This window comes from Cystobacter fuscus, assembly GCF_044360685.1.
GTDB lineage: Bacteria > Myxococcota > Myxococcia > Myxococcales > Myxococcaceae > Cystobacter > Cystobacter fuscus_C.
The window spans coordinates 7,487,369-7,513,019 of sequence record NZ_CP043491.1; the positions used below are offsets into that span (position 1 = coordinate 7,487,369).

Here is a 25,651-nt window from a genome sequence, read left to right on the forward strand (position 1 = left end):
CTGCCTTCCTGCCCAGGAGGCGCCCAGGTGCGCGGGGGCATGAAATCAGGCACAAAGGCCAGGTGCCCACGCTTTCCGCCCTGTCCATCTACCCGCTCAAGTCCTGCGCGGAGCTGCCGCTGACCCACGCCACGGTGGAGCCCCTCGGGCTGCAACATGATCGCCGCTGGATGGCGGTGCGGCCGGACGGCTCCTTCATGACGGGACGCGAGCAGCCCCGCTTCGTGCACCTGCGAGCCGTGCCGGTACCCGAGGGCCTCCGCCTGTCGGCGCCCGGCATGCCCGAGCTCGTGGTGGCCGTGCCTCCGGCCGACGCGCCCCGCCTCGACATCACCCTCTGGCGAGACTCCTGCTCGGTCGCCTGGGCCGGGGACGACGCGGATCGGTGGCTCTCCGCGTACCTGCGCGAGCCCGCGCGGCTGGTGTACGTGGACGCGCGCATGCAGCGCCCCGTGGATCCCAAGTACGCCGCGCCCGAGGACCGGGTCGGCTTCGCCGACGGCTATCCGATCCTGCTCATCTCCGAGGCCTCGCTCGCCGACCTCAACACGCGTCTGCCCCAGCCCGTGGAGATGAAACGCTTCCGCCCCAACCTCGTGGTGAGCGGCTGCGAGCCCTTCGCCGAGGACCGCTGGAAGCGGCTGCGCATCGGCGAGGTGGAGATGCGGCTCGTCAAGCCGTGCTCCCGCTGCACCTTCATCAACGTGGATGCGAGCACGGCCCGGGCCGATCCCAACCAGCAGCCCCTGCGCACCCTCGCCACGTACCGCAACCGCGACAACAAGGTGCTGTTCGGCCAGAACGTCATCCCGCGTCACGGGGGCGTGTTGCGCGTGGGCGATCCCGTCGAGGTGTTGGAAGAGGCCTGAAAGAATTACGGCCCCGTGGGGGAGTCCTCGGACCCGGGGGCGGGGCTTCCCTCGGACGCGAGGGCCGGACTGGCGCACCGGGTGTTGGCACACGATGTGCTGAACGCCTGGGCATGACGATCGCGCGTCGTGCCCGGAACATCCTCAAGCTCGGCAAGCAGGCGGTCTCGGAGTGGAGTGACGACAACGCTCCGATGTTCGCCGCCTCGCTCTCCTACTACACCCTCTTCTCCATCGCCCCGGTGCTGGTCATCGCCGTGAGCGTGGCGGGCATGGTGTTTGGCGAGGAAGCCGCGCGGGGGCAGATCCAGGCACAGCTGGATGATCTGGTGGGCCGCAGCAGCGCCGAGGTCATCGGGCAGATGATGATCAGCGCGCGCAAGCCGGGCACGGGCATCCTGGCCACCACCATTGGTCTCGTCGCCCTCATCTTCGGCGCCACGGGCGTGTTCGTGCAGTTGCAGGACTCGCTCAACCACATCTGGAACGTGAAGCCCAAGCCGCGCAACGGCGTCATCGCCTTCCTGCGCAGCCGCTTCCTGTCCTTCGCCATGGTGCTGGTGATTGGCTTCCTGCTGCTGGTGTCGCTGGTGGTGAGCGCCGTGCTGGCGGCGCTGGGCGCCTGGTTCTCCAACCTGCTGCCCGGCTGGACGGTGATGTGGCAGGGCGTCAACCTGCTCATCTCCTTTGGCGTCATTACCGTGCTCTTCGCGATGATGTACAAGCTGCTGCCCGACACCCACGTGTCCTGGCGGGACGTGTGGCTGGGGGCAGCCGTGACGTCGCTGCTCTTCAGCCTGGGCAAGTTCCTCATCGGGCTGTACCTGGGCCGCAGCGCCGTGGCGTCGAGCTACGGCGCGGCGGGCTCGCTGGCGGTGGTGCTGCTCTGGGTCTACTACTCCGCGCAGATCCTCTTCCTCGGGGCCGAGTTCACCCAGGTGTACGCGCGCAGCCACGGCAGCCATAGCCACCCGGCGCGGGACCAGACCCCGCGAGCCGAGGTACGAGCGCCTGGGGTCGAGCGCCTCAGCCCTTGAGCGTCCGGCCGAACAACGCGAGCAGCGTCTGCCAGTGCCGCTCGGAGGCATCCTTGTCGTAGACGGGCGTGCCCTCCACCGCGAAGCCATGGCGGGCGCCGACGTAGAGCTCGGATTGATGCTTGACGCCCGCCGACTTCAGGGCCGCCTCCAGCCGCGCGATGGCCTCGGCGGGCATGAAGAAGTCCTGATCGGCATGGCCGAAATAGACCTCGCCCTTGAGCTTGCTGGCGAGGAGGTGGGGACTGGAAGGCTCATCCGTGGCCAACCGCCCGCCATGGTACGAGGCCGCCGCGACGATTCGCTCCGGGAAGTCGGCCATCACACGCACGGCGATGGCGCCCCCCATGCAGTAGCCCACCACGCCCACGCGAGACCCCTTCACCTGGGGCTGGGCGGCGAGGAAGTCGAGCTGCGCGGCGGCATCGGTCTTGATGCGCTCGGGCGTGAGCGAGGAAATGAGTCCAAAGATGCGCTTGCGGAACGCCTCGTCCTCGAACGAGCCCTCCGTCAGGCCGGGCAGCGGCGCGCGGCCTTCCCGGTAGTAGACGTTGGGCAGCAGCACGACGTAGCCCGCCGCCACCAGCCGGTTCGCCATGGCCTCGAACGCGGGACGGATGCCCATGGCGTCGGTGACCAGGAGCACCGCCGGCCACTGTCCCTCTCCGTCAGGGTGGTACAGCCTGGCGTCCAGCGTTCCCTCGGGGGTCTTGATGTCGACAGCTTGCACGGCCATGCGCCACCTCCAGTTCCAGACGGAGGTGTCTAACGCATCGGGACGCGCCTTCAACAGAATCCAGGGGGAATAGGGAGGCTGGAGGACAATCGCGAAGAGTTCCTCCATGGCCCGGATCGATGGCACCCTCCCATCATGAAGCCTCTTCCCCCGAAGCAGAGCGCCCGCATCAACGGACAGACCCTCGAGTACATCATCGCGGGTCAGGGCTCCCCCACGCTCGTGCTCGTCAATGGTTCCGGTGGCCCCATCGAGGGATGGTTCAGGGTCCTGGAGCCGCTGTCCACGCTGGGGACCGTCTTCGCGTACAACCGCCCAGGTATTGGCGGCAGCGGCAAGCCGGTGGTCCCGCAGACCGGAGAGGTCATCGTCGAGTCACTTCGTGCGCTCCTGAGTCACGCCCACCTGGCTCCGCCCTACCTCCTGGTGGGTCATTCGCTCGGTGGCCTCGCCGTCAACCTCTTCGCCCGGACATTCCCAGAGGAGGTGTCGGGCGTGGTGCTGCTCGAGGCCACCGCTCCCGAGGACGTCAGCGTCATGGCCAGGCATCAGGGCGGCTTTCAGCGTTTCGCCCAGCGCACGCTCGATGCGATCCTCGGGAAGGATGAACTCGGAGAGACGGAACACGTTTCACGCACCGTCGACCTCATCCAGCGCGCGGGCTCCTTCCCAGACGTCCCACTCGTCGTCGTGACGGGAGGCAGACCCGCCATGGCATGGGCCACCCCGGCGCAAGCCCTCGCCGCACGGGCGGAACACCAGCGGGGCCTCGCCGCACTGTCACCCCAGGGGAAGCAGATCATCGCCAGCCGGAGCGGACACTTCCCGCAGCTCACGGAGCCCGAGGTCGTGGTGGAGGCCGTGCGCTTCGTCCATTCTCGCCGACCTCCGTCGTGACTTGCTCCAGTGTGCCTGGCCATGCGTGCCACGGCGGTGACTCGGGGACCGGGCAGGCATCCACATGGGAGACGCGTGGGCTATCTTCTTCTGGCCCATGGGTGATGACGGAGGCACGGGATGCGCAGCGTCGCGGCGAAACGGCACCGGCCGCCGGGAGGTGCCAGCAAGCCACGCGAGGAAAACGGCGGACTGAACCGCGAGGTGCGTGCGCAGTTGCTGCGGCTCGACCGCATCGACAGCGTCCTGCGTTCCCGTTGGGTCGCGACCGACTTCAAGGATCGCGCGCTCGAGCGCAAGCTCGAGGCGCTGAACACCACGGCGATCGACTGGCTGCGCGAGGTGATCGCACTCCACGGGTGGCCCGGGCGAAGCCTGGTGGGGAAAGCAGCGGCGGATGCCGCGAGCCGGCTCATCCAGCATGCCGACTGCTCCCTGGCCTTCCAGCAACGGTGTCTGCGCCTGCTCAAGGACGCCGCGGCGAGAGGTGATGTTCCCCCTCGGCACGTGGCCTATCTCACCGACGTGCTGCGCATGCGGACAGGCAGAAAGCAGCTCTTCGGGACGAAGTTCCGCAAGCACGAGGGCAGGCTCGTCCCGTATCCCATCGAGAAGGAGTCCCAGGTCGACGAGCGACGCAAACAGATGGAACTCGAGCCGCTGCGCGCATACGCTCGCCGGCTCGAGCGGACCTACCTGCTGTCACCCACGAGGCAGCAATGAGCAGCGGACCCGATTGGGAGACGTTCGTGCGGCGCCACTGGGAGAAGGCTCCCGCGCACCTCCCCCTTGCCCTTCCCGTCGTCCCGTCGGCACGGGCCTTCCGGAGCCTCATCACGGCGAGCGAGCCTTTCCGGCATGGCACACGCTTCAGGGCCCTGCCCGACGTGCGGTTCTTCGTCGAGAACGCGCAACTGCGCTCCCCTGGCACGCTCCTCCCCGGAGCCCGGGAGCGGGACGTGGACGGCTACATCCGCCGAGCCTCCGCCCTGCTGGGGCAGAAGGGGTTCCAGCTCCTCGTCGAGCAGCCGCTCCTGCTCGACTTCTCCCTCTGGAATGACGTCCGGGACTTCGTCCGGGGCCTGCTGGAGCGCGTCGGCGTCCCCGTGCTCCCCATCGTCAGTGACTTGCTCGTGGGCAACTTCGCCCGTTCACCGCAGGGCGTCGCGAAGCGACTCCATCACTCGGTCTTCATCCTGGTCCTCCACGGTCGGATGCGAATCCGTGTCTGGGACAAGCTCTGGGGCGCTCCACCGAACGAGACCGTCGGCTTCGACCGTCACCTCTGCGAAGCGACGACGCTGGAGGCCCAGGCGGGAGACATCCTGTACGTGCCCTCGCGCTCCTTCCATCTCGAGGAGTGCAGGGAGAAGTGCATGGCCTTGCGGCTGTGGATTCCCGCGCGGGGCAGCCGCCCGACCCATGTGGTCAAGGAGCTCCTCACGAAGCTCATGGACCAGCGGCTCGAGCATGATCACACGGTTCCCTATCTCGACTACCCGGGACGCCGCCGCAAGGGGACCCGCTCCCCTGTCGAGCCCCTGGAACGCGCGGCCCGTGCATTCGAGGAGGTGGCGCGCAGCCCGGATCTTCCGCAAGCACTGCGCATCATCTGGGCCCGTCGCGTCAGCGCCTGTGGGCTTGAGCCGGCTCCTCCTCCCCGGGAGTTGCTGCCCCTGGACGACTCCTCCCTCGTTCGAGGAGCGCCACGCGGCCACATCGTGCGGATGCTGGACAGCTCGGGGCAATGGATCTGGGCCGTCAACGGCCACGTATTCCCCGGCTCGGGCAGCACCGAAGCCATCCAGGTGCTCGAGGCGCTGGAGTCTGGAGCCGCGCGGCGGGTGGGCGAACTCTGCCGGGTGGCGCGGCGAGGGGCCCGGCGTACGGAGCTCCGCGAGCTTCTGGAGACGCTCCTCGCGCTCCGCGGAATCGAACTCGTGTCCGAGACAGGGGCCTGACGGATGCCGCGGATCGAGATCACGAGAAGGTTCGACTGGGATACCTTCGTGCGGCGCTACTGGAACAAGCGCCCGGTGCTCTACAAGGGGACATCCGCGTCACCGTTCGAGTCCGCGGATGTCTTCGACGCGGCAGCCGGTGCGACCCGGAGCTACTTGAAGCAGAGCTACTCCACGGACTCGCGCTCGAACCTCCAATTCACGATCGACCGCGAGCAGCAACTCTTCCTCGAGCCCTGGCTCCCACGTGCGTCCGACGGCTCCCTGGAGTCCTATGAGGCCCGCGTCCTCGGGCGGTTGGGCTCGCGGAAGTACGCCCTCATCATCGCGAGCCTGTATTCCTCCGGATTTGGCCTCTGGTCCAAGGAGCGGGCCTTCTTCTCGGAGCTGTGGCGGCGCGTCGGCATGCCGCTGTCCGGTGCCATCACGACGCTCTTCCACGGCAACTATGAGCACAGCCCGGTAGGCGTCCATCTGGACCGCTTCACGACCTTTCTCTTCGCGCTGAAGGGACGCAAGCGGATGCGGTTCTGGCCGAAGAAGCCCTGGAGCGCGCCGGTGAGCACGGTCCTCGACTACGCGCCCTACCTGAAGGAGTCGTTCGTCGCCGAGGTGGAGCCCGGGGACATCCTGTATTGGCCCTCGAGCTACTACCACGTGGGGGAGAGCGCGGGAGAGGAAGTGGCCACCAGCGTGAACGTTGGCATCCCTCGCACGGAGCACCCCACGGTCTACTACGTCGACGATCTGCTGCGTGGCACCATCGACGAGCTCTCACTCTCCGAGCAGGAGTGGCGCAACACCCGTCTGGCGAAGGTGAGCGCCTCACCCCTGGCGCGCGGCGTGCTCACGCGCGCGGGGCCCCTCTCGCCCGAGCTACCGCGCGCGCTCCGCGAGGCCGTGGACGCGTTTCGCGACGTGAGCCGGCCCCGGGAGACGCGCAGGCACATCCAGGCCATCTGGCTCAAGCGCCTCACCGCGGGCGGCTTCGAGCCCGTGCCTCCCCCTCTGCACGGGCGGCGGCTGGAGGATGAAGACCGCATCCGTGTGGACCCGCGGTTTCCGATCCTCTTCGAGCAGGTGGATGCAAGGCATTGGATCTGCTCCGGCAACGGGCATGCGCTGCTCGAAGCGGGAAGCGCGAAGGCCGTGGCTCGGCTATTCGAGACATTGAACTCGGGACACGAGGTTCGTGTCGGCGAGCTTCTGCGGCCGTTTCGTGCTCGCGTGAGGGGCATGACGCGCGATGACATGAGAGCCGTACTGGAGAGGCTCCAGGGGTTTCGGGCGCTGATCCGACTCGGACGTGGCGCCGCGCGCTAGCGGCGTGGCCCGCTTGACGGAAGCGCACGAAGGAGAACATGCTTGCTGCTCCAACTCGCGGTCCCACGGAGACTGACATGCCCAAGGCTCATGCGAAGGTGAAGGCCCCCCGGTCGTCGAAGCAGGCCAAGCAGAAGCTCGTTGAGATGATGCGCGAGGTGGAGAAGACGACGACGAAGCAGCCTTCGTCCAAGACGGCACGTGGGTCCTGCGCTCGGATGTACTGCGTCTGACACGGCGCGTGGAGCCCAGTCGCTCGAGGGCCCGGAAGGCCGACCTGCTGCTGGAGCTTCCGACGTCGCATTCAGGGCCGGCCCTTTCCCTGCCTCCGCAATCCCGCCGTCTGGTGGAGGCCGTGAGAAAGGGCCGTGCTACTTCCTTCTTCCCTCCCGTGGCCCAACGCGGTCCGGAGGGAGTGCTTCGGGCCGCGAGGCTCCTTCAGGGCGAGGAGGACGCCCGGCTCCTCCGCTCCACCCTGGCACTGCCCCGCTTTCGTCCGCTGAGAGAGTTCCTCGAGGAGCTCGGCGGTTGGTGTCGGCGCACGGCGCGACGGCACCCGGAGTTGCTCGCGCCGCGCCTGCTCACCGTCACCAACGGGGAGTTGTTCGGTCCGCTGATCTCGGACGCCTTCATCTTGTGCGCCGCGGCCGACGAAGGCCGTCCCCATCCAGGCCTGCGAACGTTGCTGGAAGGCTTCCAGGCGTTCTTCTCGCTCTTCCTCGAGCGGCTCGCCCGCGACGAGCGCGCGGGAGTGTTCCGTCGGGAAGGCTTGCTCGGGCCCCTGGTCGGCCTGTGGGCCCACCCCGAGGAGACGCACAACGGGCGGCAGAGCGTGCTGCGGCTGCGCTTTCGCAAGGGAGGTGCACTGGCCTACAAGCCCCGCCCCGCCAGCGGGGAGGCCCTCTTCCTCCAGGAAGGCCGCGGTAGAGCCGCGTGCTCGCTCTTCGAGTGGCTCAACCGTCTGCCCGCCGCGTCCGGCACCATCCGCCTTCCCACGATGCGCATCCTCGAGGGCAAGGGCCGCGACCGGTCCGCCTATAGTTGGCAGGAATGGATTCCCCAGCCCCGCCAGTGGGGGATCCTCCGGCAATCCGGGAGCGTTCGGCTCGAGGGCTGCCGGCTCACCCCCCCCGAAGCCGAGCGCTTCTGGCACCACGCCGGCTCACTCACCGCCGCGTGCTTCGCCCTGGGAGCCACGGATCTCCACGCGGGCAACGTCCTGGTGGGCACCCGGCGGGGGACACGACAGCCCTTGCCCTACCCGGTGGACCTGGAACTCTTCTTCGCTCCGATTGGCAGGCTCACGGAGACGGGGCTGATCTCGGACGCGCGCGAGCGTGGCAACCACCATGTGGGGTTCGAGCGTCTGGCGCGGTGGTGTACCGCCGGAGGCCCGCTGGCGTGCTTCTTCCCGTCGCGGGGTGGCGGGCTGAGCCTGCGACGACGGACACAGCCCTGGGCCCGTGAGGAGGCTCGCTCCGTCGTGGCCGATACGGAAGGAAACATTGGCTACGGCGCCTATCTCCTCCCCTACCTCCGCGGCATGTTCGACCTCTGGACGCTGCTGCTGCTCGAGCAGTCGAAGGTTGTCCGGTTCCTGAAGCGCACCTCTCGGCGGCGCTTCGTCCGTGTCCTGGTCAAGCCCACGGCCGTGTACGTCGAGGAGTTGGATCGGCTGTTCCTGTCTCCCGGGCGCTCGCCGGCCGGGCATGCGCGAGGCCGGAGCCGGTTCAGCCGAGAGGAGTGGACGCAACTCCACCGGTTCGACGTGCCGTATTTCTTCCGGCAGGCCCAGGGGGGACCCTTGCTCCACCTGGCACCACCGCCCGAGCCGTTCGGGCGGATGCGAGCGGGACGGCAGCGGTTCCTCGAGCCCCACCCTCCCCCTTCGAAGCGTGTGCTGGACGGGGGGCAGATCACCCTGGCCCACCTCGGCGTGGCCGTTCGCGACGCCGTCACCTTCGTCCTCCAGGATGTTCGCCATCGCATCGCGGAGGATCCGCGCCGGGGCGTCCGCATGGAGCTGCGGGACGCGCGGCGCGGAGCGGTGTCCTTCGACTGGAAGGAGGTGGGCCAGCGCCTGACGTACTCCTGGAGCGGCCGGGAACTCCGCGTGGGCATGGAGCCACTGGAGACACACACCACGGATTGAAGGGCGGCGCGCGCGCTCATTCTCCGGCGGGCAGCTTCTCGATGGCGCGGAAGGCCAGCAGCCTGCGCAGCAGCAGCCGCGTGCTCGCGCGCGTCGCGCGCTCCGAGAAGCGCTCGAGCGCGTCCCCCACGGCGAGCGGCTTGCCTCGGTTCAGCGCGCGGATCAACGCCGCGTGCCCCTTCGTGCCGGGAAATGCCACCGAGAACCCGTTGGCGGCGATGTGCAGCTCGTCATGCCATGGGACACAGAGGATGGGGTGGCCCGCGTCCGCCCGTACACGGTCGTTCTTCGCGAGTTCCGGGGCGGGACCTTCAGGCGGCGGCTTCAGCCCCAGGCCCGTCACCCATCCCAGCCAGCGCAGGCGGAGCGCACGCTCGAGCCGAGGTGCCGCCTTCGGGCTCCGGGCGGCCTCGAGCGCCACGGAGAAGTCACGAGGGAGCGCGCGTGCGGCCCTGGAGCGCTCGCTCTTGCCGAAGGGCAGCGGCGCGGCCTGTCGCTCCACGGACAGGGCTTCGCCGATGACCTCGGACAGGGCGGCCTGCACCCAGGAGGCCGCCGTCGAGCCGCGATCCAGCCCCAGGGAGAGCGTCGTCACCAGCCCCTCATCCACCGACTCCGCGACATGGCCGTACTCTCGGGGCCAGTAGAGGAGGTCCCCCGCCTTCCCCTCCAGGACACGCGCGCGCGAGCGGTGGCGCTGGTAGTTGTGAGGGTTCTCGTTTAGCGGCTGCTCCATCCCCTGGAAGACCTTCGGTGGCCAAGCCAGGAACCGCTTGCGCCCTTCGATGATGACCGTGAAGACATCCTGGTCGTCCGTGTGGGCACCGAACGGCGTCGCCCGGTAGTTCCCCGCGAACAGATTGCAGTCCGTGCCCCCCTGGAGGAAGCCGGTGCGCTCGAAGAGGCCACTGTAGAAGTCGCGCAGACGGGACCAGAGCCCCGGCACGACCGTCTGGCAGTTGTTGAGCATCAGCGCGAAGCAGGTGTAGCCGTGCCGCGCGCGGAGCCGCTCCGCATACCCTCCGAGCGAGCCATCCTCCGCCCGGGGCAGCAGCTCCCAGTACCTGTCTCCCAGGTACTCGGAGGTGTGCCGGTAGACCATCTTCGGGTCCCCGAGGTAGAGCCGGAGTTCATTCGGCCTCCCCGCGCGTGCATCCGCCGCGGCCAGGGTGAGGCCCTGGAAGAGTGCCTCCGGTGTCGTGAGGGGCGCGGGGAAGGGACGCCGTACCACCGCGGGCCTGCTCAGCGGGTGAGCGCGGAGGTAGCCATCCCAGAAGGTCTCCGAGACAGCGAAGCCGGTCGTTGCATGAGAAGAGTTCTTCAACTCCACCTCCCGTGTGGCCTGTACGCCGCGACGTGCTTTGCTACATCGCCCACGCGCGTTGGGGAAGTCCTCGAAGGGCCAGGGGGACAACACCTCGGGCGAAGAGCGCGGGACAAGACCCTTCCTGGACCGAGGATTCACACCTCGGCGAACCGCGTGCCGCTGAAACCCTCCGCCTCCATGGCCTGCTTGAGGTCCTCGGAGATGATGAGTCCCTGGGACCATCCCCAGGTGCGGAAGATGCGCGCGTCCCCCACTTTCGACGGGTCGATGCGCAAGCCCGCGACAACCCGATACATTCCCACCTTCTCGGGTTGACCGTCCTCGGGCTTCCAGTAATGCACCTCCTCACACCGGGCATCGTCGATGCAGCGAATCGCGCGCAGCGTGTTGAGGATGAAAAAGGGTCCCGCGTGCCCCTCCACCTGGGCGGGGATGAACTGCACGCCCTGGATGTCCAGGCGCTCGAAGAGCTGGACGAATCGAGCGTGGACCACGGGAATGGAGAAAGCGGCCCAGCAGAAGTCCAACGCCATACCATCAGGATTCACGGGGAACCGGATCGACCTCTGAAGCTCAATTTGTTTTCCCTTGAAGAATTGCCAGGGATTGATCTGCTCACCCCTCTCATCCACGGGACTTCTCAAGTGCCAGCGCCCCGGGTGATACCTGTCATCCATCAACTCGTAGTACCTGGACATGTCTTCCACTCCAGCCTCAGTCTTGAGATTTCGTCGCCAGCCGGTGGAGCAGTGACCCCGGGGTGCATACCTCTTCAGCGATCATCCTGAGCGCCGCTTGCAATTTCCTCCTACATTGAGAGGCGGTTCCACAGTCTTCAGTCGCCGCGCCGAGCCTCTTGTATACCTCTTGATGATACTCCGCTGGATGCGGACCTTTGTGGCCCTTGAGATAGACGAGGTTCTCAGCCGCATCAAGGCTCATCCCAGCCAGCGCGAAGAACTCCTCGAACAGTGGCGTCCAGGGTCCTCCGTTCAGCGTGGAGACTTCGTTCTTGTTCGTGGCGAGGTGGTGCCAGTGGTAGCCGTCCTGGCTCTCGGAGCCATCCATGCAGACGCTGCCCACGGTGGCGGCTGCCGTGCCCGCTGCCACTCCCGTGACGATGACGGTGCCGTCGGCCGCCATCTGCACTGTCAACGCGCCGCCCATCGTCATCCCTCCGGGCAACGAGAACCGGGGCGCACTCAGCAACGCTCCGAGTCCTCCCGTGGGGACCTCGGGCAAGCCCCTGGCCACTCCCATACTGGCCACCAGCATCAGCACCCGCAGCCCAGTGCCGCCCATCGCCTTGCCGAAGCGCTCGGCCGCTGCTTCGAGGTCCTGCACACTTCTCGCAGCTTCCGCCTCTTGATACAGCTGGATGCAGGCCCGAGCAACCCGGGTGAGTTCCCACGCGCCCACTGCCAGTGTCAGCCGGAGCGTCAGTGCCGCCACGAAGGCCTTGGTGAAAACAGGCTCGGGCGCCAGCCACGCCGCGAAGTAAATGAAGACAGATAGCGTCACGCTGGAGAGGAACAGGGGCGAGCTGAACAGCGCCCATGCTGCTTCGCGCACTCCGTCGCCCATGTAGGGGATGGAGAGTTTCAGGGCCATGAAGAGGCGGCTCGCCTCCAGTGACGAGGGCAGGGGTAGCCGCGACGGGCCATAACGGGAGAGGAACTCCTCGCGTAGCCGCAGTTCCCACTCCGCTGAACCCGGCTTCGTGGAGGCCCGTACAAGCCGGAACCGACGTCCTTCCTGCCTCGGGAAGGACTCATGGAAGTCCGCGAGCACTACCCGTGCATCCGCTACTCGAAGTCGCTCCAGTACCGGGTCCGGTGACACTTGCTCGAAACGGATCTTCAGTGCGCCCCCGGGTAATGTGCTCGTCCGCACCACTTTCGGCTGCATCGGAGGTCGCGGGGAAATCTTCTCCGGGGACGTGGTACACGAAACAGATAGGACGAGCGACAGGGCCATGACGACGTGCCGCCAGGAGCGGGTTCTCATGCCCGGCAGCATGCATGCCCAAACGGCCTCGCGCTACCTCGTGCCGAAGAGCCGATCTCCCGTGTCGCCCAGGTTCGGCTGGGTAAGCTGTACTCGTTGAGTTTCTCGTCCATCGCGGCGGTGTAGACGCACACGTCCGGGTGGTGCTCGCGCAGGTTGGCCAAGCCCTCGGGGCATGACCAGAGAAGATGTCCAGAAACTGCTCGACGTCGAGCTGCCGGGGTTCGGTGTTGACGCAGCCCGTGACGGAGGCCAGCAAGCTCATCCACAGCCACCGCGAGGTGGACGGGCGGAAAAAGACAAGAGGGAGTTCATGTCAACGGCGACTACTGGACACGAATGACGTCACCGTCGCGGGAGGTTGGAATTTTGCGTCACGCTGTCATGGGGACGCGCGCTTAAACCCGAAAAAATGAGCCGATTGCTCCTAGGCGGCATCACGTCCCCGCCGAAGCAGGAAGACGCGACCTACCCCGATTCCCGGCAGCAAGACAGGAAGGCCATCATGAACAAGACTATCGTCCGTCGAACCACCATTGCCGTGACCGTCATGGGCCTGCTCGGCCTGATGGGCTCCCTGGTCGTGCCGTCCGCCAATGCATCGCAGGTGAGCACCCTCGCCACCTGCAACGCCACCTGGTACGGAGCGGTGGGCGAAATCCCCGAGGGATGGCCGACCGCCAGCGGTGAGCCCTTCCACCGAATGGCGCTCAAGGCCGCGCACAACTCCCTGCCGTTCGGCACCCGGGTCAAGGTGTCCTACCAGGGCCGGTCCGTCACCGTGACCATCAATGATCGCGGAGGCTTTGGCGGCGCGACGTGCCTGGACCTCACCTACGGAGCGTTCACGCAGATCGCCAATACCGACCTCGGCGTCATCCCCGTGCAGTACGAGATCCTCAGGTGAGAGCACGCCGTGCGCCAGGAAGAACCCCCTCTAGCGCACAGGCGGGGCCCGCGCTTCGGTGGAGCGTGGACGGAGGGGACATGCGGCGACCCGTGCCCTTCACTCGGAGTCCACCACCCAGAATCGCCACTCCGTGGGAGTATCCCAGCGCCGTCGGTATTGCTCCCGCTCCTCCTCGGGCAAGCTCCTCCAGAATGGGGACCATGCGTGAAGCAACCACGCCTCTCCATTGCCCTGCCGCCATCCCGAAGAGACGGGCCCATACCCAGGAAACGCTCGCCAGGGAGGCGGCATGTCTCCCGCTTGATTGAGTTTCCGAGTCTCCGAGAGAAAGACTTCGTTCAGTCCAATCAGGGAGAGATGGCAGACCCACTCGCTCCAAGACTTCACCACGACCAGAAGCCGCGCCTCATCGCCACGCCCATGCTCCTCGCAATGAGGAATCCGTGTGAGAACCTGGTCGCGGCGGAGAAAACCCAGCCAGCCTGGATGGGCATGGGCCGGAAGATACCGATGCGCTGCTCGTGAGCAGACGCAGCAGTCTGGTGGAAATGTAAGTGTGCGCTCCGCCCGCCAACACTCCAATACGGGGAGGGTCAAGAACCAGTCCGCCTGACGCAACATGGGATAGCCCGCGTAGGCCAGGGTTGCATCCTCGTCGGCCAGGGGATGCTTCGGCGGAGGACTCGAGGACTTCTCGAGTCCGAAGATACGCCGGATCTGACGGTCCAGGTTCATGTGCCCCAGAAGTGAACCAAAGAGGTCCATGCGATGGAAGAGTGGGCTCCATCGCATCCGGAAACCCGCGCGGCCCGTCGAACAGGCGGGGGACGTGCCCTCCTCCTCGCCCTACTCCTGGATGAAGGCCAGCAGGTCGCGGTTGATGACGTCCTTGTTGATCGAGCACATGCCGTGGCTGAAGCCCGGGTAGCTCTTGAGCCGCGCGCCCTTGACCAGCGAGACCGTGAGCTTCGCCGCGCCGTCGATCGGCACGATCTGATCGTCGTCGCCGTGCATCACCAGGGTCGGTACGTCGAACCTGGCGAGATCAGCGCGGAAGTCCGTCTCCGAGAAGGCCTTGATGCAGTCGTATTCGGCCTTCAGCCCACCCATCATGCCCTGCATCCAGAAGCTGTCGCGCAGACCCTCCGAGACCTTCACGCCCGGGCGATTGAAGCCGTAGAACGCAATGCTCAGCTCCTTGATGAAGCTCGAGCGGTCACCGCGCACCCCGGCCCGGATACCGTCGAACACGTCCATGGGCAGGCCATTCGGGTGCCAGTCGGTCTTGAGCATGATCGGCGGCACGGCGCCAATGAGCACCGCCTTGGCGACGCGCGAGGTCCCGTGACGGCCGATATAGCGCGTGACCTCACCACCCCCGGTCGAGTGGCCGACATGCACGGCCTTCTCGAGACCGAGCGCGGCGGTCAGCTGGGCGAGATCATCGGCATAGGTGTCCATGTCGTGGCCGTCCCACGGCTGTGACGAGCGGCCATGACCGCGGCGATCGTGGGCGATGGTGCGGTAGCCCTGCGCCGACAGGAACAGCATCTGATCCTCCCAGGCGTCCGCGGTGAGCGGCCAGCCATGAGAGAACACGATGGGCTTGCCATTCTTCGGGCCCCAATCCTTGAAGTAGATCTGGGTGCCGTCCCGGGTCGTGAGATAGCTGCCAGAGATCTTGCCCGCGTGAGCGGTGAGGGAATCCGTCTGGGTGTTCATGGATGTTTCCTTTCAAACCGCCACCCTAATCATTCCCGAATCCTCCCGAATCACTCGAAGGAGTGATCCATGGCTACCCCATCCAGAAATGTCTTCCCAATGACTCAGGCGATTGCCTGAAGAGGGAGGGACGCCCGTCGTCAGGCCATCTCGCCGCGTGACAGCGCCAGGACGAGCAGGAGGGCGCACTCCCCCACCTGCTGCGTGGCCCCGAGAAAGTCCCCAGTGATGCCCCCCGCGCGCACCCGGAAGCGCCAGCCACACACGAGCGCGGTGAGGCCAGCGGCCGCCAGCAGGGCCCACGCGGTGGCCACCTCCAACCCTCCCCTCCAGAGCAGCGCACCCATCAGCAGGACGGGACAGGCGGTGGCCAGCATCGCCTGGGCTCCGGACACGCGCACCATGCTCTGACTGCGTGAGGTCGCATTGCTCGACACGTAGGGCAGGCTCACCATCAGCCAGATGGGAGGGGTGCGTGCCAGGCATTGGCTCAACACGAGGGCCAGGGGCGCGGTCTCATCGAGCCTCGCCAGCAGCGCGATGCGCAGCACCAGCACGACGCACAGCGCCGCCGCGCCGAAGGAGCCGATGCGGCTGTCCTTGAGGATCTCGAAGAGGCGCGCGCGGTCATACGCGCCCCCGAGCGCGTCAGCGGTGTCGGCCAGGCCGTCCTCGTGAAGCGCGCCCGTGAGCAGCATCCCCACGCCCACCACCAACGCGGCGGCCACCAGGGGCCCCGCGCGCTCGACAGCCAGCCAGAGCAACGCCAGCAGCCCACCGAGGCTCGCGCCCACCAGCGGAAACCAGCCCGAGGCCCACTGCCAGTCCGCCGGGGTGTAGGGAAAGCCTCCCACGGGAATGCGGGTATAGAAGGCGAAGGCCGCACGGGCTCCCCGCACCATGGGAGGCAGTTGCATCAGCCCTGCCCCTTGTCTGGAACCCCGGCCTCCTCGAAGGTGGCCATGCCCGCGTGAAGCGCGCACGCGGCGTCCACCAGCGGCAGTGCCGTCAGCGCGCCACTGCCCTCCCCCAGCCGCATCCCCAGCTCGAGCAGCGGCCTCGCGCCGAGCGCCTCCAGCACATGCCGGTGGCCCGCCTCCGCCGAACGGTGGGCGAACAGCATCCACTCCCGCGCTCCCGGGGCCATCCGCTCCAGCGCCAGCATGGCCACCGACACGATGAAGCCGTCCACCAGCACGGCCTTGCGCAGCTCGATGGCCCGCGCCGCCGCGCCGATCAGGGCGGCGATGTCCCGTCCGCCAGCGGAGCGCACGGCCTGCTCGGGACTCACGCCCCGAAGCCGCCGCACCGCATCCCGCACCACCTCCACCTTGCGCGCCAGGCCCGCCTCGTCCACGCCCGTGCCCCTGCCCACCACCTCCTCCGCCTCCCGCCCGAGCAGCAGCGCCGCCACCGCGGCCGCCACGGTGGTGTTGCCAATGCCCATCTCTCCCAGCACCACCACGCGGACATCGTCCGGAAGCTTGTCCACCTCCGCAGCTCCCGCCGCCAGCGCACGCTGGAAGGTGGCCTCGCTCATCGCGTCCTCCACCCGCAGGTCACCCCCCGGCTCGTCCGCCACCGGATCGCGCCGGAAGGAGACCCCCTCGACGGAAGGCGGCGAGAGCGGCCGCATCACGCCCACGTCCACCACGCGCAGCGGCACGCCCAGGTGCCGGCACAGGACACTGGAGGCCGCTCCACCCCGAAGGAAGTTCTCCACCATGGCCCCGGTGACGGCCTGGGGATAGGGCGAGACGCCATGACGGGTGACGGCATGATCCGACGCGAAGAGCAGGGCCGCCGCGGGCCGGCTCCGAGGCAGTGTCGTGCCTTGGAGGGCGGCCAGCTTCACCGCCACCTCCTCCAGCGCCCCCAGGCTGCCCGGGGGCTTGGTGAGACGGGACTGTCTGTCTCGTGCGCTGTTGGCCGCTGCCGTGTCCGACGTCGGAATGCTCCACTGTCCTCGCTTCGTCTCCACCGTCCACGTGCTCATTTCGTTCCCCCTGGGGCTCACAACCCCACCAACTGGTCAATGTACGTAAGGTCCAATGCACTCGCGAAGTGATCGGCGAGCACCTCGTAAGGGTCGGCCGGTGAGAAACCCGCCGTCACCACACCGAGTTCCGACAGCAGCGCCCGCCGCACCGGCACGTTCTCGAAGAGGCCGTGCACGAGAGTCCCCGCTACCTTCCCTTCCCGTGCCACGCACCCCTCGGGCTCCTGGCCCTCTCCAGGCCGCACCCGCATGCCGAAGGGTTGTGCGCCCGGCGCCACCGTCACCTGCCCACAATGGATTTCGTAGCCCCGCACCTCGGCGCCTCCCGCGGCGCGCATCCCCGGCAGCCCCTCCCCGAGCCGCAAGGACACCGGCGCGGTGGACTTCTCCTTCTCGAAGCGCGTCACCACCGGCAGCAGGCCCAGCCCCGCCACATCCGGCTCCGACGACTCCACGCCCAACGGATCGAGGATGCGCTCGCCCATCATCTGGTAGCCGCCACAGATGCCCAGCACCGGTTGGCCCTCGTGCACCCGCCGCACCAGCGCTCCCGCCAGGCCCGTGCGCCGCAGCCACCCCAGATCGTTCGCCGTGCACTTGGTGCCCGGGATGATGACGAGCCGCGCTCCCTCCAGCTCCTCGGGCCGCTCGCACCAGCGCACCTCCACTCCCGGCTCGCGCGCCAGCGGCTCGAACTCATCGAAGTTGGACAGGCGCGGCAGTCTCAGGATGCACACCAGCGCCCCACCCCGCGCCTCCGGCTCTCCCTTGCGCAAGTCCAGCGAGTCCTCACTGGCGATGCCCGTGTCTCCCAAGTGGGGGATGACTCCGGCCACGCGGATGCCGCACCGCTTCTCCAGAAAGCGCACCCCTCCCTCGAACAGGGCCGGGTCGCCGCGGAACTTGTTCACCACCAGCGCCCGCACCCGCTCCCGCTCCGAGGGCTCCAGCAGCTCCAGCGTCCCCACCAGCGCCGCCAGCGCCCCTCCCCGCTCGATGTCCGTCACCAGGGCCACCGGGGCGTCGGCTCGCTCGGCCACCCACATGTTCACGAGATCCCGATCCTTGAGGTTCACCTCCGCCGGGCTGCCCGCCCCCTCGATGATGACCAGCTCATGGCGCTCGCGCAGGGCGTCCAAGGCCTGTCCCACCACCTCGCGCAGCTCGGGCTTGCGCCGGTGGTAGTCGCGGAAGTGCATGCTCCCCAGCACCCGGCCCATCACCACCACCTGGGAGCCCGACGTCGTCTCCGGTTTGAGGAGGATGGGATTCATCTCCGCGCACGGCACCGCTCGCGCCGCCTCCGCCTGGGCGTACTGGGCCCGGCCAATCTCCGCTCCATCCGGTGTCACCGCGGAGTTGAGGGCCATGTTCTGCGACTTGAAGGGCGCCACCTTGAAGCCCCGCCGCGCGTAGATGCGGCAGAGGGCCGTCACCAGCAGGCTCTTGCCCACGCTGGAGGCGGTGCCTTGGATCATCAGGGTACGGGCCTTCATTCGAGCGACTCCCGGACACGCCGCCAGGCGGCGCGCAGAAGGGGATGGTCCGCCTCGAGTCTCACGCCGAGGCGGATGTGATGCGGAAGGCCGAGGCTGGTGCAGTCCCGCACCCGGATGCCGGCCTGGGCCGCGGCCGTGGAGAAGGCGCGAGCCTCGGGCACCCGGCACAGGAGGAACGTGCCCCCGGAGGCGTCCACCCAGGCACCGGCCTCGGTCAGGAGCGAGTGCTGCGCGCTCCGCAGCCGGGCCACCTCCGCCCTCACCGCGTCCACCTGCCCGAGACAGTCGAGCGCCACCCGGCCCGCCGCCAGCGCCGGCGCCGACACGTTCCAGGGCGGAAGGGACGCCTGCACCGCGCGAAGCAGCCGTGGCTCTCCCAGCAGGTAGCCGAGCCGCAGTCCCGGCAGGGCGAACACCTTGGTGAGGGAGCGCAGCACCACGACATTGCCTCCCGGGCTCATGGGCGGCACGCCCTCGAAGAGCGGCTGGTAGGCCTCGTCCACCACCACCAGCGTCCCGGGCGAGGCCTCCGCCGCGGCCCGCACCGCCTCCATCGGGAAGACGGCGAGGCAGGGATTGCTCGGCCGGCACACGAAGAGCAGTGACGGCGTGTGGCGGCGGAGCATGGAGAGCAGCGCCTCGAGGTTCCACCCGAAGGGCGGCCCCTCGGCGGCGAGGCATTCCACCGTGGCTCCGCTGGCGCGCACCGCCTGGGCGTACTCCGCGAAGGCGGGGGTGAGCACCACCGCGCTCCGTCCCGGTCCGGCGAAGGCACGAGCCAGGGCCCAGATGAGCTCCACCGAGCCATTGCCCACCACCACCCCATCGAGCGGCAGCCCATGCAGCCCGGCCACGCGCTCGCGCAGGGGAAGCCCGGTGGGATGCGGGTAGCGCCGCACGTCCGCGGCACGGAAGGCCTCGAGCACCGCTTCCGGGGGAGGCAGCGGGGAGACACCCGTGCTGAAGTCCACGCACCCGGGCGCCGCGTCCCCCCCGTGCGGAGTGGGCGTCAGGTCGTGCAGCTCAGGGCGAGGCGAGGGCAACACGGAACCCCTCCCCATAGACATAGGCGGCCGTCAGCGCCGCGGCCAGCAACGAAGCCGCCACCATGAGGAAGACCGCCCGGCGGATGTCCTCCGCGCCCGGCTGGCGTCCTCCGGCGCCCAACCGGTAGTGCCCCACCTTCTCCAGCTCCACCCCCAGCCCTCCGGCCACCGCGGCCATGGGGCGGCCCGCGTTGGGGCTCTCGGTGGCGGCGCCGTCGCGCCACCAGGAGATCACCGCCCGGGCCGGAGAGGCACCACACAGCGCGCACGCCAGCACGAGGAGCGCGGCGGACAGGCGCGCGGGCACCAGGTTGAGGACGTCGTCCAACCGGGCGGCGGCCTTGCCCAACCACTCCAGCTCTCCACGGTAGCCAATCATCGCATCCAGGGTGTTGGCCGCCCGGTACGCGAGCGCTCCGGGGACGCCCGCCACCGCGTAGAAGAGCAGCGGCGCCACCACCGAGTCCGAGGTGTTCTCCGCCACCGACTCCACCGCCGCCGCCGCCAACAGCGGGGGCTCGAGGCCCGAGGTGTCACGCGACACGAGGCTGCGCAAGGCGAAGCGGGCCGCGGGCGCATCCCCCTCGCTCAGCGCGCGGAAGACGGCCAGGCCCGCCTCGGCGAGGGCCCGCACCGCGAAGGCGCTCTTGAGGAGGTACACCTCGAGCGCGAGCTGCACGAGGGGCCAGGAGGAGACGAGGCGCAGCAGGGCCCACGCTCCGAGTCCGAAGACGGCGGGACCCGTCACCGCCATCACCAGGCCGTGGAGGAAAGCGGGCACGGGCGCACGGGGCGCCAGCCGGCGCAGGCGCCGTTGCAGGCGTCCCATCCACACCACGGGGTGCAGCACCGTGGGAGGCTCGCCCCAGGCGAGGTCCACCCCGAGCGCGGCCACCAGCACCAGGACCGCATGCAGTCCCCCGTCCATCATCCGCCCGCCCCCACCACCCAGTGGCCCGGTTTGATCCGCAGCAGCAGCCCGAGCGCGCCGAAGTACACCTCGTCCGCCGCGGCCGCCAGGCGCTGGTGCGCTCCCCCACTCACGTCACGGAAGGTGCGTCCCAGCGGCGTCTCGGGGACGAGCCCCATGCCGACCTCGTTGGTCACCAGGAGGGTGGCGCTCCGCCGCCGCTGGAGCACCCCCACCAGCCGATCCACCTCGCCGAGGATGCTCTCCGCCTCATCCCCCCGAAGCAGGAGGTTGGACAGCCACAGCGTCACGCAGTCCACCACCGCCACGTCCGCCGTGTCCGCTTCCAACACCTCGCACAGCCGGCGCGGCTCCTCCACCGTCTCGAAGAGGCCGACCCGCTCCTCGCGGTGGCGCCGCGCGCGCTCGCGCATCTCGTCGTCGAAGGGCTCGGAGGTGGCGATGAAGGTGCGCCGCGTTCCCAACTTCTGGGCCAGCTCGAGCGCGAAGCGGCTCTTGCCACAGCGCACGCCACCGCCCACCAGGACGATCTTCCCGCTCACCGCATCCCTCGCTCTTCCAGCCAACGGCGCACCCCGCGCGCGGTGGCCTCTCGCACCGCCCCGCCCAGCAGGCTGCCGAGCCGGGTGTGCTTGCCCATGTACTGCTCTCCTCCAGGCCCTTCCGGAGCCGCCACCACGATGCAGTCGGTGCCCGTCCCGGTGGCCACCCGCAGGGAGCGGCGGCTGGGCACTCGCGCCTCCATGAGGGCCGCCGTCCGCGCCTCCGCCCCGAGCGCCAGGGCCTCCACCAGCGCGCTCTCCGAGAGCGGATGGGACACCTGGCACAGCAGGTTGATGGTGCCCACGCTCCGCAGGGGCCCGGGCTCATCCCCGGCCGCCAACGCGTTGCCCAGCCCCACGGTGGCCACGCAGCGCGCCGAGAGCGCCCCCGAAGCGAGGTGCACGTCATCGAAGGTGGACACGTCGCGCGAGGTGAGCAGACCCACCGTCTCCTCCGGCGGCTCCTCGCCGAGGCTGGCCGTGAGGAGCGCCAGCGGATCCACGCCCGGGACGAGATCGTCGTCACGCACCTGCCGCCACACCACCGCCCGGGCACGCCGGCGGCCTCCGTTGAGGAGAGCCCACGAGAGGACGGCGTGCGGACGGGCGAAGCGCACCACGAGCACCCGCCCGCCTTGCTCCAGGGAGGGCGCTTCCCCCTCCGGCGTGGCGAGGGCGGCCGTCATGTCCGTTGCTCCTTGAAGGCGCGTGCCGAAGCCACGAGTCCCTCGGCGACCAGGGGGTTGGAGGCCCAGTGGGCGTGGACGTAGGAGGCCAGCACGTTGGGCGGGCCGAAGCCCTCGGTATGGATGGTGCCGCCACGACGCTTGCGGATGCGCAGCACTCCCCCCTGCTCGGGGACGCCCTCCAGCGTGGAGTAGCGGAACTGGTGCCCGCGGAAGCGCAGCCCTGCTCCGCCCAGCACGGTGCGCACCGTCGTCTCCACCTCCACGTAGCCGAGCGCCTGGAGCTTGGGCGCCATCACCGCCACTCCGGGCACCAGCCCGACCATGGGGAAGTCCCGGCCATCGAGGGTGCGGATGCCCTGGCTGAGGTACATCATCCCGCCGCACTCGGCGTAGATGGGGCCACCGCGCGCGGCGAAGTCGGAGAGGGCACGCCGCAGGGACTGGTTGTCGGCCAGCCGCCGCGCATGCAGTTCCGGGTAGCCGCCTCCGAGATAGACGGCGTGCACGTCCGGAGGAAGTGCCTCGTCCGCCAGCGGCGAGAAGGGCACGCACTGGGCGCCGAGCCGCTCGAGCCGCCGCAGGTTGTCCGCGTAATAGAAATGGAAGGCGGCATCCTGGGCCACCGCGATGCGGCAGGTGACGGGGGCCTCGGAGCGGTCTTCCGCTGGTGCCTCTGGCAAGGCCGGAGCCTCTCGCGCGAGGCGAAGGAAGGCCTCCGGATCATTCCATTCGGCGAGCAGCGTGCCCCAGGCATCGAGGTTGCGCGTGGGGATGCTCTCCTCGGAAGCGGTGAGCAGGCCCAGGTGGCGCTCGGGGAAGGCGAGTGACTCCTGGGCGGGCAGTCCCCCCACCACGGGCACCGCCGTGCCACGCGCCGCGCGCTGGAGCAGCTCCAGGTGGCTGCGGCTGCCCACGCGGTTGGCGAAGAGGCCCGCCACCTTCAACTCCGGATCAAAGGCCGCCAGCCCGGTGCCGATGGCGGCGATGGTGCGCGCCATGCCCGAGACATCCACCACCGCGAGAACGGGCGCCGCCAGCCACTTGGCCACCTGCGCCGCCGAGCCCTCCTCCGAGTCCGGCGAGGCCCCGTCATAGAGCCCCATCACCCCCTCGATGAGCGCCACGTCGTGGCCCTGGCTGGCGTGCCGGAAGGTGGAGACGACGGCATCGCGGCCCATCAGCCAGCCATCGAGGTTGTGGCACGGCGCCCCGGAGGTGCGCGCGTGGTAGCTCGGATCGAGGTAGTCCGGACCGCACTTGAAGGTGGCCACCTTCAGGCCGCGCGCCTGGAGCGCCCGGGTGAGCGCCACCATGACGGTCGTCTTGCCCACGCCGCTGGACGTGCCCGCCACCACCAGCCGGGGAATCAGGAGGGCGCCGTCCATCAGAAGTCGAGCCCCACCTGCGCGGGAATGCCCTTCTCGAAGGGATGGCGCACGTTGCGCATCTCGGTGACGAGCTCCGCCGCCGCCACCAGGGGCTCCGGAGCGGAGCGCCCGGTGATGATCACATGCACGTGGGAGGGGCGTGCCGCCAGCGCCTCCATCACCTCGTCCACGGGGACGAAGCCGTAGTTGAGCACGTACGTCAGCTCATCGAGCACCACCACCTCGTGCTCGCCGCTCGTCATCAACCGCCGGGCCTCGGCCCACGCCTCCTGGGCGGCCCGCTTGTCCCGGGAGATGTCCTCGCTCTCCCAGGTGAAGCCCCGTCCCATGGTGAGGAAGACGAGCCCGGGAATGCTCTCCGCGTAGGTGCGCTCGCCCGTCTTCCACTTGCCCTTGATGAACTGCACCACCGCGGGCTTCATCCCCCGGCCGAGCGCGCGGAACACCACGCCGAGCGCGGCCGTGGTCTTCCCCTTGCCATCTCCCGTGTAGACGACCAGCAGTCCCTTCGTCGGTCTCGCGTTCATGTCCCACGCTCCTGTCGTTCGAACCACGAGAGGCGCTCGCGCAGCCGCACCACCTCGCCCACCACCACCAGGGCCGGCGGCCCCAGCACGTTCTGCTCCCGCACCCGCTCGGCGAGCGTCTCCAGGGTGCCCACCACCACCACCTGCTCGGGCGAGGTGGCCGCGGCGATGTAGGCCGCGGGCGTCTGGGGGCTGCGTCCACACTCCACCAGCCGGGCCAGGTTGGCCGCGAGCTTCCGGGTGGCCATGAAGAGCACCAGCGTGCCCGCGGCCACGCCCAGCTTCTCCCAGTTCGTGAGGCTGCGAGGCCCCTCGAGGTCGTGCCCCGTGACGAAGGAGACGTCGGAGGCGTACTGCCGGTGGGTGAGCGGGATGCCGGCGCAGGCGGCGGCTCCGAGCGCGGCCGAGATGCCGGGCACCACCTCGTAGGCAATGCCCGCCTCGAGCAACTCCTCCGCCTCCTCACCGCCTCGCCCGAAGATGAACGGATCTCCCTGCTTCAAGCGCACCACGTGCCGCCCGGCGCGGGCCCGCTCGAGCACCGCCGGGTGCAGCCGGTAGCCCGCCTGGGTGGAGCCCTGGTTGCGGTGGCCCACGAGGATGCGTTCCGCCTGGGGGCCGATCTCCGCGAGCACCGCCGGGGGGATGAGGGCGTCGTAGGCCACCACCTCCGCCTGTTGCAGCAGGGTGCGCGCCCTCACGGTGAGCAGTCCCGGATCGCCCGGCCCCGCGCCCACCAGGGACACGAAGCCGCCCCGGCGCTCGTCCCGCCCACGCCCGAGCGCCTCCTCGCAGAAGCGCACCCGCTCCTCCAGCGAGGCGCTCGAGTCCGGAACGAAGTGCAACCGCGAGGCTGAGACGGAGCGGCGCAGGAGCGACTCGAGGACGAGCTGGTAGCGCATCTCGTCCATCGGGCTGTCACTCCGGACGCCGTCCCGCTCATAGGGGATGACGCCCCAGGGAAGGACGAAGACGGCGTCGTAGTGGCCCCCGGGCGCTGGAGACTCGAAGAACTCCGGGATGAGCTCCGCGCACCCGTGCTGGAGCGCATAGGCGGCGAAGTCCGTGGCGCAGTTGTCCGCCACGAAGCCCTCGTGCCGCTCCTCCTCGCGCCGCCGGCGCACGGACCACAATTCCCGGAGCACCCGCGCGCGCTCGGGCACGGGCAACTGCGCCAGGCGCGTGCCGGTGCGCAGGACGAACTCCCGCGTCTCCTCGGGGACAAGGGGCAGCCCGAGGCGGCTCGCCAGCGCGTTCACGAGCGTCGTCTTCCCCACCCCGGCCGCGCCGGTGATGGCAATGCGCCACGGCCGCTCAGGGCGCATCTTCCGTCCCCTTCCGGAAGCGATGGGTGAAGGTCGGGTCGTACAGGCGCGAGTTGGCGAAGTCCTTCGCCTCCAGCACCTCGCCCACCAGGATCATCGCGGTCGCGTTGATGCGCTCGGCGCGCACCTTGTCGCCAATGTCCGCCAGCGTGCCGCGCACCACCTTCTGATCCGGCCAGGTGGCCTTCTGCACCACCGCGACGGGACAGTCCGGCCCGTAGGAGGGCAGCAGCTTCTCCACCACGTCACGGATGAGGCCCGCGCTGAGGAAGAGCGCCAGGGTGGCACGGTGGCGCGCCAGATCCTCCAGCTTCTCTCCCTCCGGCATGAGGGTGCGTCCCTCGGCGCGGGTGACGATGACCGTCTGCGACAGCTCGGGCAGCGTCAGCTCCTTGCCCAGCACCGCAGCCGCGGCGGTGAAGGAGGACACCCCCGGGATGATCTCGTAGGGAATGCCGAGCTCGACGAGCCTGCGCATCTGCTCCGCGGTGGAGCCGAAGATGGACGGATCTCCCGTGTGCACGCGGGCTACGTCCTGATCCGCGGCATGGGCCTCCTTGAGGACGTCGATGATCTGCTCGAGCGTCATGGACGAGGAGTCGAGCACCCGCGCATCCGGCCGGGCCCGGGCGATGACCGCCTGCGGGACGAGCGAGCCGGTGTAGAGCACCACGGGGCACTGCTCGACGAGCTCGGCCCCGCGCACGGTGATGAGCTTCGGATCTCCGGGTCCGGCACCGATGATGTAGACCTTCATTCTCTTC

The 25,651-nt window shown here is 69.0% G+C and carries 25 protein-coding genes and 1 pseudogene; 9 read left to right on the forward strand and 17 right to left on the reverse strand.

What is annotated here, in order from left to right:
* The first annotated feature begins 62 nt into the window (after positions 1 to 62).
* Both F0U63_RS30545 and F0U63_RS30550 read left to right on the forward strand, forming a co-directional pair.
* Positions 63 to 869: an MOSC domain-containing protein gene (locus tag F0U63_RS30545; RefSeq protein ID WP_395835190.1), complete on the forward strand. Its 807-nt coding sequence runs from the start codon at positions 63 to 65 to the stop codon at positions 867 to 869.
* 113 nt (positions 870 to 982) lie between these two features.
* Positions 983 to 1,906: a YihY/virulence factor BrkB family protein gene (locus F0U63_RS30550; RefSeq protein ID WP_395835192.1), complete on the forward strand. Its 924-nt coding sequence runs from the start codon at positions 983 to 985 to the stop codon at positions 1,904 to 1,906.
* Here F0U63_RS30550 and F0U63_RS30555 read toward each other — a convergent pair.
* Positions 1,896 to 2,642, reverse strand: coding sequence for a dienelactone hydrolase family protein (locus tag F0U63_RS30555; RefSeq protein WP_395835194.1), 747 nt, complete (start codon positions 2,640 to 2,642; stop codon positions 1,896 to 1,898). The genes F0U63_RS30550 and F0U63_RS30555 overlap by 11 nt on opposite strands.
* Positions 2,643 to 2,777: 135 nt before the next feature.
* Between F0U63_RS30555 and F0U63_RS30560 the strand changes: the two genes are divergently transcribed.
* The 6 genes from F0U63_RS30560 to F0U63_RS30585 all read left to right on the forward strand — a co-directional run bounded on the left by F0U63_RS30560 (position 2,778) and on the right by F0U63_RS30585 (position 8,975).
* Positions 2,778 to 3,539 (forward strand): alpha/beta fold hydrolase, encoded by a 762-nt coding sequence (locus F0U63_RS30560; protein WP_395835196.1) that lies wholly within the window; start codon positions 2,778 to 2,780, stop codon positions 3,537 to 3,539.
* Positions 3,540 to 3,659: 120 nt separating this feature from the next.
* Positions 3,660 to 4,262 (forward strand): DUF6624 domain-containing protein, encoded by a 603-nt coding sequence (locus F0U63_RS30565; RefSeq protein WP_395835198.1) that lies wholly within the window; start codon positions 3,660 to 3,662, stop codon positions 4,260 to 4,262.
* A complete protein-coding gene (locus tag F0U63_RS30570; RefSeq protein WP_395835199.1) occupies positions 4,259 to 5,500 on the forward strand; it encodes a hypothetical protein in 1,242 nt (413 codons plus the stop codon). Before F0U63_RS30565 ends, F0U63_RS30570 begins: the two co-directional genes overlap by 4 nt.
* A gap of 3 nt (positions 5,501 to 5,503) precedes the next feature.
* Positions 5,504 to 6,823, forward strand: a complete 1,320-nt coding sequence (locus F0U63_RS30575; protein ID WP_395835201.1) for a JmjC domain-containing protein — start codon at positions 5,504 to 5,506, stop codon at positions 6,821 to 6,823.
* Between the two features lie 77 nt (positions 6,824 to 6,900).
* Entirely contained in the window at positions 6,901 to 7,056 is a 156-nt protein-coding gene (locus F0U63_RS30580) for a hypothetical protein (RefSeq protein ID WP_395835203.1), read from the forward strand.
* 182 nt (positions 7,057 to 7,238) lie between these two features.
* The gene (locus F0U63_RS30585) at positions 7,239 to 8,975 is read left to right on the forward strand and encodes a DUF4135 domain-containing protein (RefSeq protein ID WP_395835205.1); all 1,737 of its coding nucleotides are present in this window, start codon (positions 7,239 to 7,241) and stop codon (positions 8,973 to 8,975) included.
* 16 nt (positions 8,976 to 8,991) lie between these two features.
* Here the strand turns inward: F0U63_RS30585 and F0U63_RS30590 are convergent, their stop codons facing one another.
* The 4 genes and pseudogenes from F0U63_RS30590 to F0U63_RS30605 all read right to left on the reverse strand — a co-directional run.
* Positions 8,992 to 10,299: a JmjC domain-containing protein gene (locus F0U63_RS30590; RefSeq protein ID WP_395835207.1), complete on the reverse strand. Its 1,308-nt coding sequence runs from the start codon at positions 10,297 to 10,299 to the stop codon at positions 8,992 to 8,994.
* A gap of 137 nt (positions 10,300 to 10,436) precedes the next feature.
* Positions 10,437 to 11,000: an imm11 family protein gene (locus F0U63_RS30595; protein WP_395835209.1), complete on the reverse strand. Its 564-nt coding sequence runs from the start codon at positions 10,998 to 11,000 to the stop codon at positions 10,437 to 10,439.
* A gap of 16 nt (positions 11,001 to 11,016) precedes the next feature.
* A complete protein-coding gene (locus tag F0U63_RS30600; RefSeq protein ID WP_395835211.1) occupies positions 11,017 to 11,913 on the reverse strand; it encodes an AHH domain-containing protein in 897 nt (298 codons plus the stop codon).
* 429 nt (positions 11,914 to 12,342) lie between these two features.
* Positions 12,343 to 12,494, reverse strand: a pseudogene (locus F0U63_RS30605) (uracil phosphoribosyltransferase); the annotation flags it as partial.
* Positions 12,495 to 12,814: 320 nt separating this feature from the next.
* Here F0U63_RS30605 and F0U63_RS30610 point away from each other — a divergent pair.
* Positions 12,815 to 13,216: a septal ring lytic transglycosylase RlpA family protein gene (locus F0U63_RS30610; RefSeq protein WP_395835213.1), complete on the forward strand. Its 402-nt coding sequence runs from the start codon at positions 12,815 to 12,817 to the stop codon at positions 13,214 to 13,216.
* A gap of 849 nt (positions 13,217 to 14,065) precedes the next feature.
* Here F0U63_RS30610 and F0U63_RS30615 read toward each other — a convergent pair.
* From F0U63_RS30615 to cobM, 12 genes are all read right to left on the reverse strand, one after another.
* A complete protein-coding gene (locus F0U63_RS30615; RefSeq protein WP_395835215.1) occupies positions 14,066 to 14,941 on the reverse strand; it encodes an alpha/beta fold hydrolase in 876 nt (291 codons plus the stop codon).
* Positions 14,942 to 15,081: 140 nt separating this feature from the next.
* Positions 15,082 to 15,858 (reverse strand): adenosylcobinamide-GDP ribazoletransferase, encoded by a 777-nt coding sequence (locus F0U63_RS30620; RefSeq protein WP_395835217.1) that lies wholly within the window; start codon positions 15,856 to 15,858, stop codon positions 15,082 to 15,084.
* A complete protein-coding gene (gene cobT / locus F0U63_RS30625) occupies positions 15,858 to 16,937 on the reverse strand; it encodes a nicotinate-nucleotide--dimethylbenzimidazole phosphoribosyltransferase (RefSeq protein ID WP_395835219.1) in 1,080 nt (359 codons plus the stop codon). Before cobT ends, F0U63_RS30620 begins: the two co-directional genes overlap by 1 nt.
* 17 nt (positions 16,938 to 16,954) lie before the next feature.
* On the reverse strand, positions 16,955 to 18,436 hold the full coding sequence (locus F0U63_RS30630; protein WP_395835221.1) for a cobyric acid synthase: 1,482 nt from the start codon (positions 18,434 to 18,436) through the stop codon (positions 16,955 to 16,957).
* On the reverse strand, positions 18,433 to 19,485 hold the full coding sequence (locus F0U63_RS30635; protein WP_395835223.1) for a pyridoxal phosphate-dependent aminotransferase: 1,053 nt from the start codon (positions 19,483 to 19,485) through the stop codon (positions 18,433 to 18,435). Before F0U63_RS30635 ends, F0U63_RS30630 begins: the two co-directional genes overlap by 4 nt.
* Positions 19,463 to 20,416 (reverse strand): adenosylcobinamide-phosphate synthase CbiB, encoded by a 954-nt coding sequence (gene cbiB / locus F0U63_RS30640; RefSeq protein WP_395835225.1) that lies wholly within the window; start codon positions 20,414 to 20,416, stop codon positions 19,463 to 19,465. The genes F0U63_RS30635 and cbiB overlap by 23 nt, the downstream gene beginning before the upstream one ends.
* Positions 20,413 to 20,958, reverse strand: a complete 546-nt coding sequence (gene cobU / locus F0U63_RS30645) for a bifunctional adenosylcobinamide kinase/adenosylcobinamide-phosphate guanylyltransferase (RefSeq protein ID WP_395835227.1) — start codon at positions 20,956 to 20,958, stop codon at positions 20,413 to 20,415. Before cobU ends, cbiB begins: the two co-directional genes overlap by 4 nt.
* Positions 20,955 to 21,644, reverse strand: coding sequence for an adenosylcobinamide amidohydrolase (locus F0U63_RS30650; protein ID WP_395835229.1), 690 nt, complete (start codon positions 21,642 to 21,644; stop codon positions 20,955 to 20,957). The genes cobU and F0U63_RS30650 overlap by 4 nt, the downstream gene beginning before the upstream one ends.
* Positions 21,641 to 23,032 carry a cobyrinate a,c-diamide synthase gene (locus F0U63_RS30655; RefSeq protein WP_395835231.1) on the reverse strand — a complete coding sequence of 464 codons (1,392 nt, stop codon included), beginning with the start codon at positions 23,030 to 23,032 and terminating at the stop codon, positions 21,641 to 21,643. The genes F0U63_RS30650 and F0U63_RS30655 overlap by 4 nt, the downstream gene beginning before the upstream one ends.
* Positions 23,032 to 23,562, reverse strand: coding sequence for a cob(I)yrinic acid a,c-diamide adenosyltransferase (cobO, locus tag F0U63_RS30660; protein ID WP_395835233.1), 531 nt, complete (start codon positions 23,560 to 23,562; stop codon positions 23,032 to 23,034). Before cobO ends, F0U63_RS30655 begins: the two co-directional genes overlap by 1 nt.
* Positions 23,559 to 24,887: a uroporphyrinogen-III C-methyltransferase gene (gene cobA / locus F0U63_RS30665; protein ID WP_395835235.1), complete on the reverse strand. Its 1,329-nt coding sequence runs from the start codon at positions 24,885 to 24,887 to the stop codon at positions 23,559 to 23,561. Before cobA ends, cobO begins: the two co-directional genes overlap by 4 nt.
* Positions 24,877 to 25,644: a precorrin-4 C(11)-methyltransferase gene (gene cobM, locus F0U63_RS30670; RefSeq protein WP_395835237.1), complete on the reverse strand. Its 768-nt coding sequence runs from the start codon at positions 25,642 to 25,644 to the stop codon at positions 24,877 to 24,879. The genes cobA and cobM overlap by 11 nt, the downstream gene beginning before the upstream one ends.
* Positions 25,645 to 25,651 lie beyond the last annotated feature (7 nt).

Excerpts from the sequence above, each read along its gene's own strand:
- F0U63_RS30570 (WP_395835199.1), top strand. The coding sequence starts at position 4,259 with ATGAGCAGCGGACCCGATTGGGAGACGTTCGTGCGGCGCCACTGGGAG.
- F0U63_RS30615 (WP_395835215.1), bottom strand. The coding sequence starts at position 14,941 with ATGAACACCCAGACGGATTCCCTCACCGCTCACGCGGGCAAGATCTCT.
- cobM (WP_395835237.1), bottom strand. The coding sequence starts at position 25,644 with ATGAAGGTCTACATCATCGGTGCCGGACCCGGAGATCCGAAGCTCATC.
- F0U63_RS30620 (WP_395835217.1), bottom strand. The coding sequence starts at position 15,858 with ATGCAACTGCCTCCCATGGTGCGGGGAGCCCGTGCGGCCTTCGCCTTC.
- F0U63_RS30555 (WP_395835194.1), bottom strand. The coding sequence starts at position 2,642 with ATGGCCGTGCAAGCTGTCGACATCAAGACCCCCGAGGGAACGCTGGAC.
- cobT (WP_395835219.1), bottom strand. The coding sequence starts at position 16,937 with ATGAGCACGTGGACGGTGGAGACGAAGCGAGGACAGTGGAGCATTCCG.
- F0U63_RS30575 (WP_395835201.1), top strand. The coding sequence starts at position 5,504 with ATGCCGCGGATCGAGATCACGAGAAGGTTCGACTGGGATACCTTCGTG.
- F0U63_RS30595 (WP_395835209.1), bottom strand. The coding sequence starts at position 11,000 with ATGTCCAGGTACTACGAGTTGATGGATGACAGGTATCACCCGGGGCGC.
- F0U63_RS30655 (WP_395835231.1), bottom strand. The coding sequence starts at position 23,032 with ATGGACGGCGCCCTCCTGATTCCCCGGCTGGTGGTGGCGGGCACGTCC.
- F0U63_RS30565 (WP_395835198.1), top strand. The coding sequence starts at position 3,660 with ATGCGCAGCGTCGCGGCGAAACGGCACCGGCCGCCGGGAGGTGCCAGC.
- cobA (WP_395835235.1), bottom strand. The coding sequence starts at position 24,887 with ATGCGCCCTGAGCGGCCGTGGCGCATTGCCATCACCGGCGCGGCCGGG.
- F0U63_RS30610 (WP_395835213.1), top strand. The coding sequence starts at position 12,815 with ATGAACAAGACTATCGTCCGTCGAACCACCATTGCCGTGACCGTCATG.
- F0U63_RS30560 (WP_395835196.1), top strand. The coding sequence starts at position 2,778 with ATGAAGCCTCTTCCCCCGAAGCAGAGCGCCCGCATCAACGGACAGACC.
- F0U63_RS30650 (WP_395835229.1), bottom strand. The coding sequence starts at position 21,644 with ATGACGGCCGCCCTCGCCACGCCGGAGGGGGAAGCGCCCTCCCTGGAG.
- F0U63_RS30600 (WP_395835211.1), bottom strand. The coding sequence starts at position 11,913 with ATGGCCCTGAAACTCTCCATCCCCTACATGGGCGACGGAGTGCGCGAA.
- F0U63_RS30550 (WP_395835192.1), top strand. The coding sequence starts at position 983 with ATGACGATCGCGCGTCGTGCCCGGAACATCCTCAAGCTCGGCAAGCAG.
- F0U63_RS30580 (WP_395835203.1), top strand. The coding sequence starts at position 6,901 with ATGCCCAAGGCTCATGCGAAGGTGAAGGCCCCCCGGTCGTCGAAGCAG.
- cobO (WP_395835233.1), bottom strand. The coding sequence starts at position 23,562 with ATGAACGCGAGACCGACGAAGGGACTGCTGGTCGTCTACACGGGAGAT.
- F0U63_RS30630 (WP_395835221.1), bottom strand. The coding sequence starts at position 18,436 with ATGAAGGCCCGTACCCTGATGATCCAAGGCACCGCCTCCAGCGTGGGC.
- cbiB (WP_395835225.1), bottom strand. The coding sequence starts at position 20,416 with ATGATGGACGGGGGACTGCATGCGGTCCTGGTGCTGGTGGCCGCGCTC.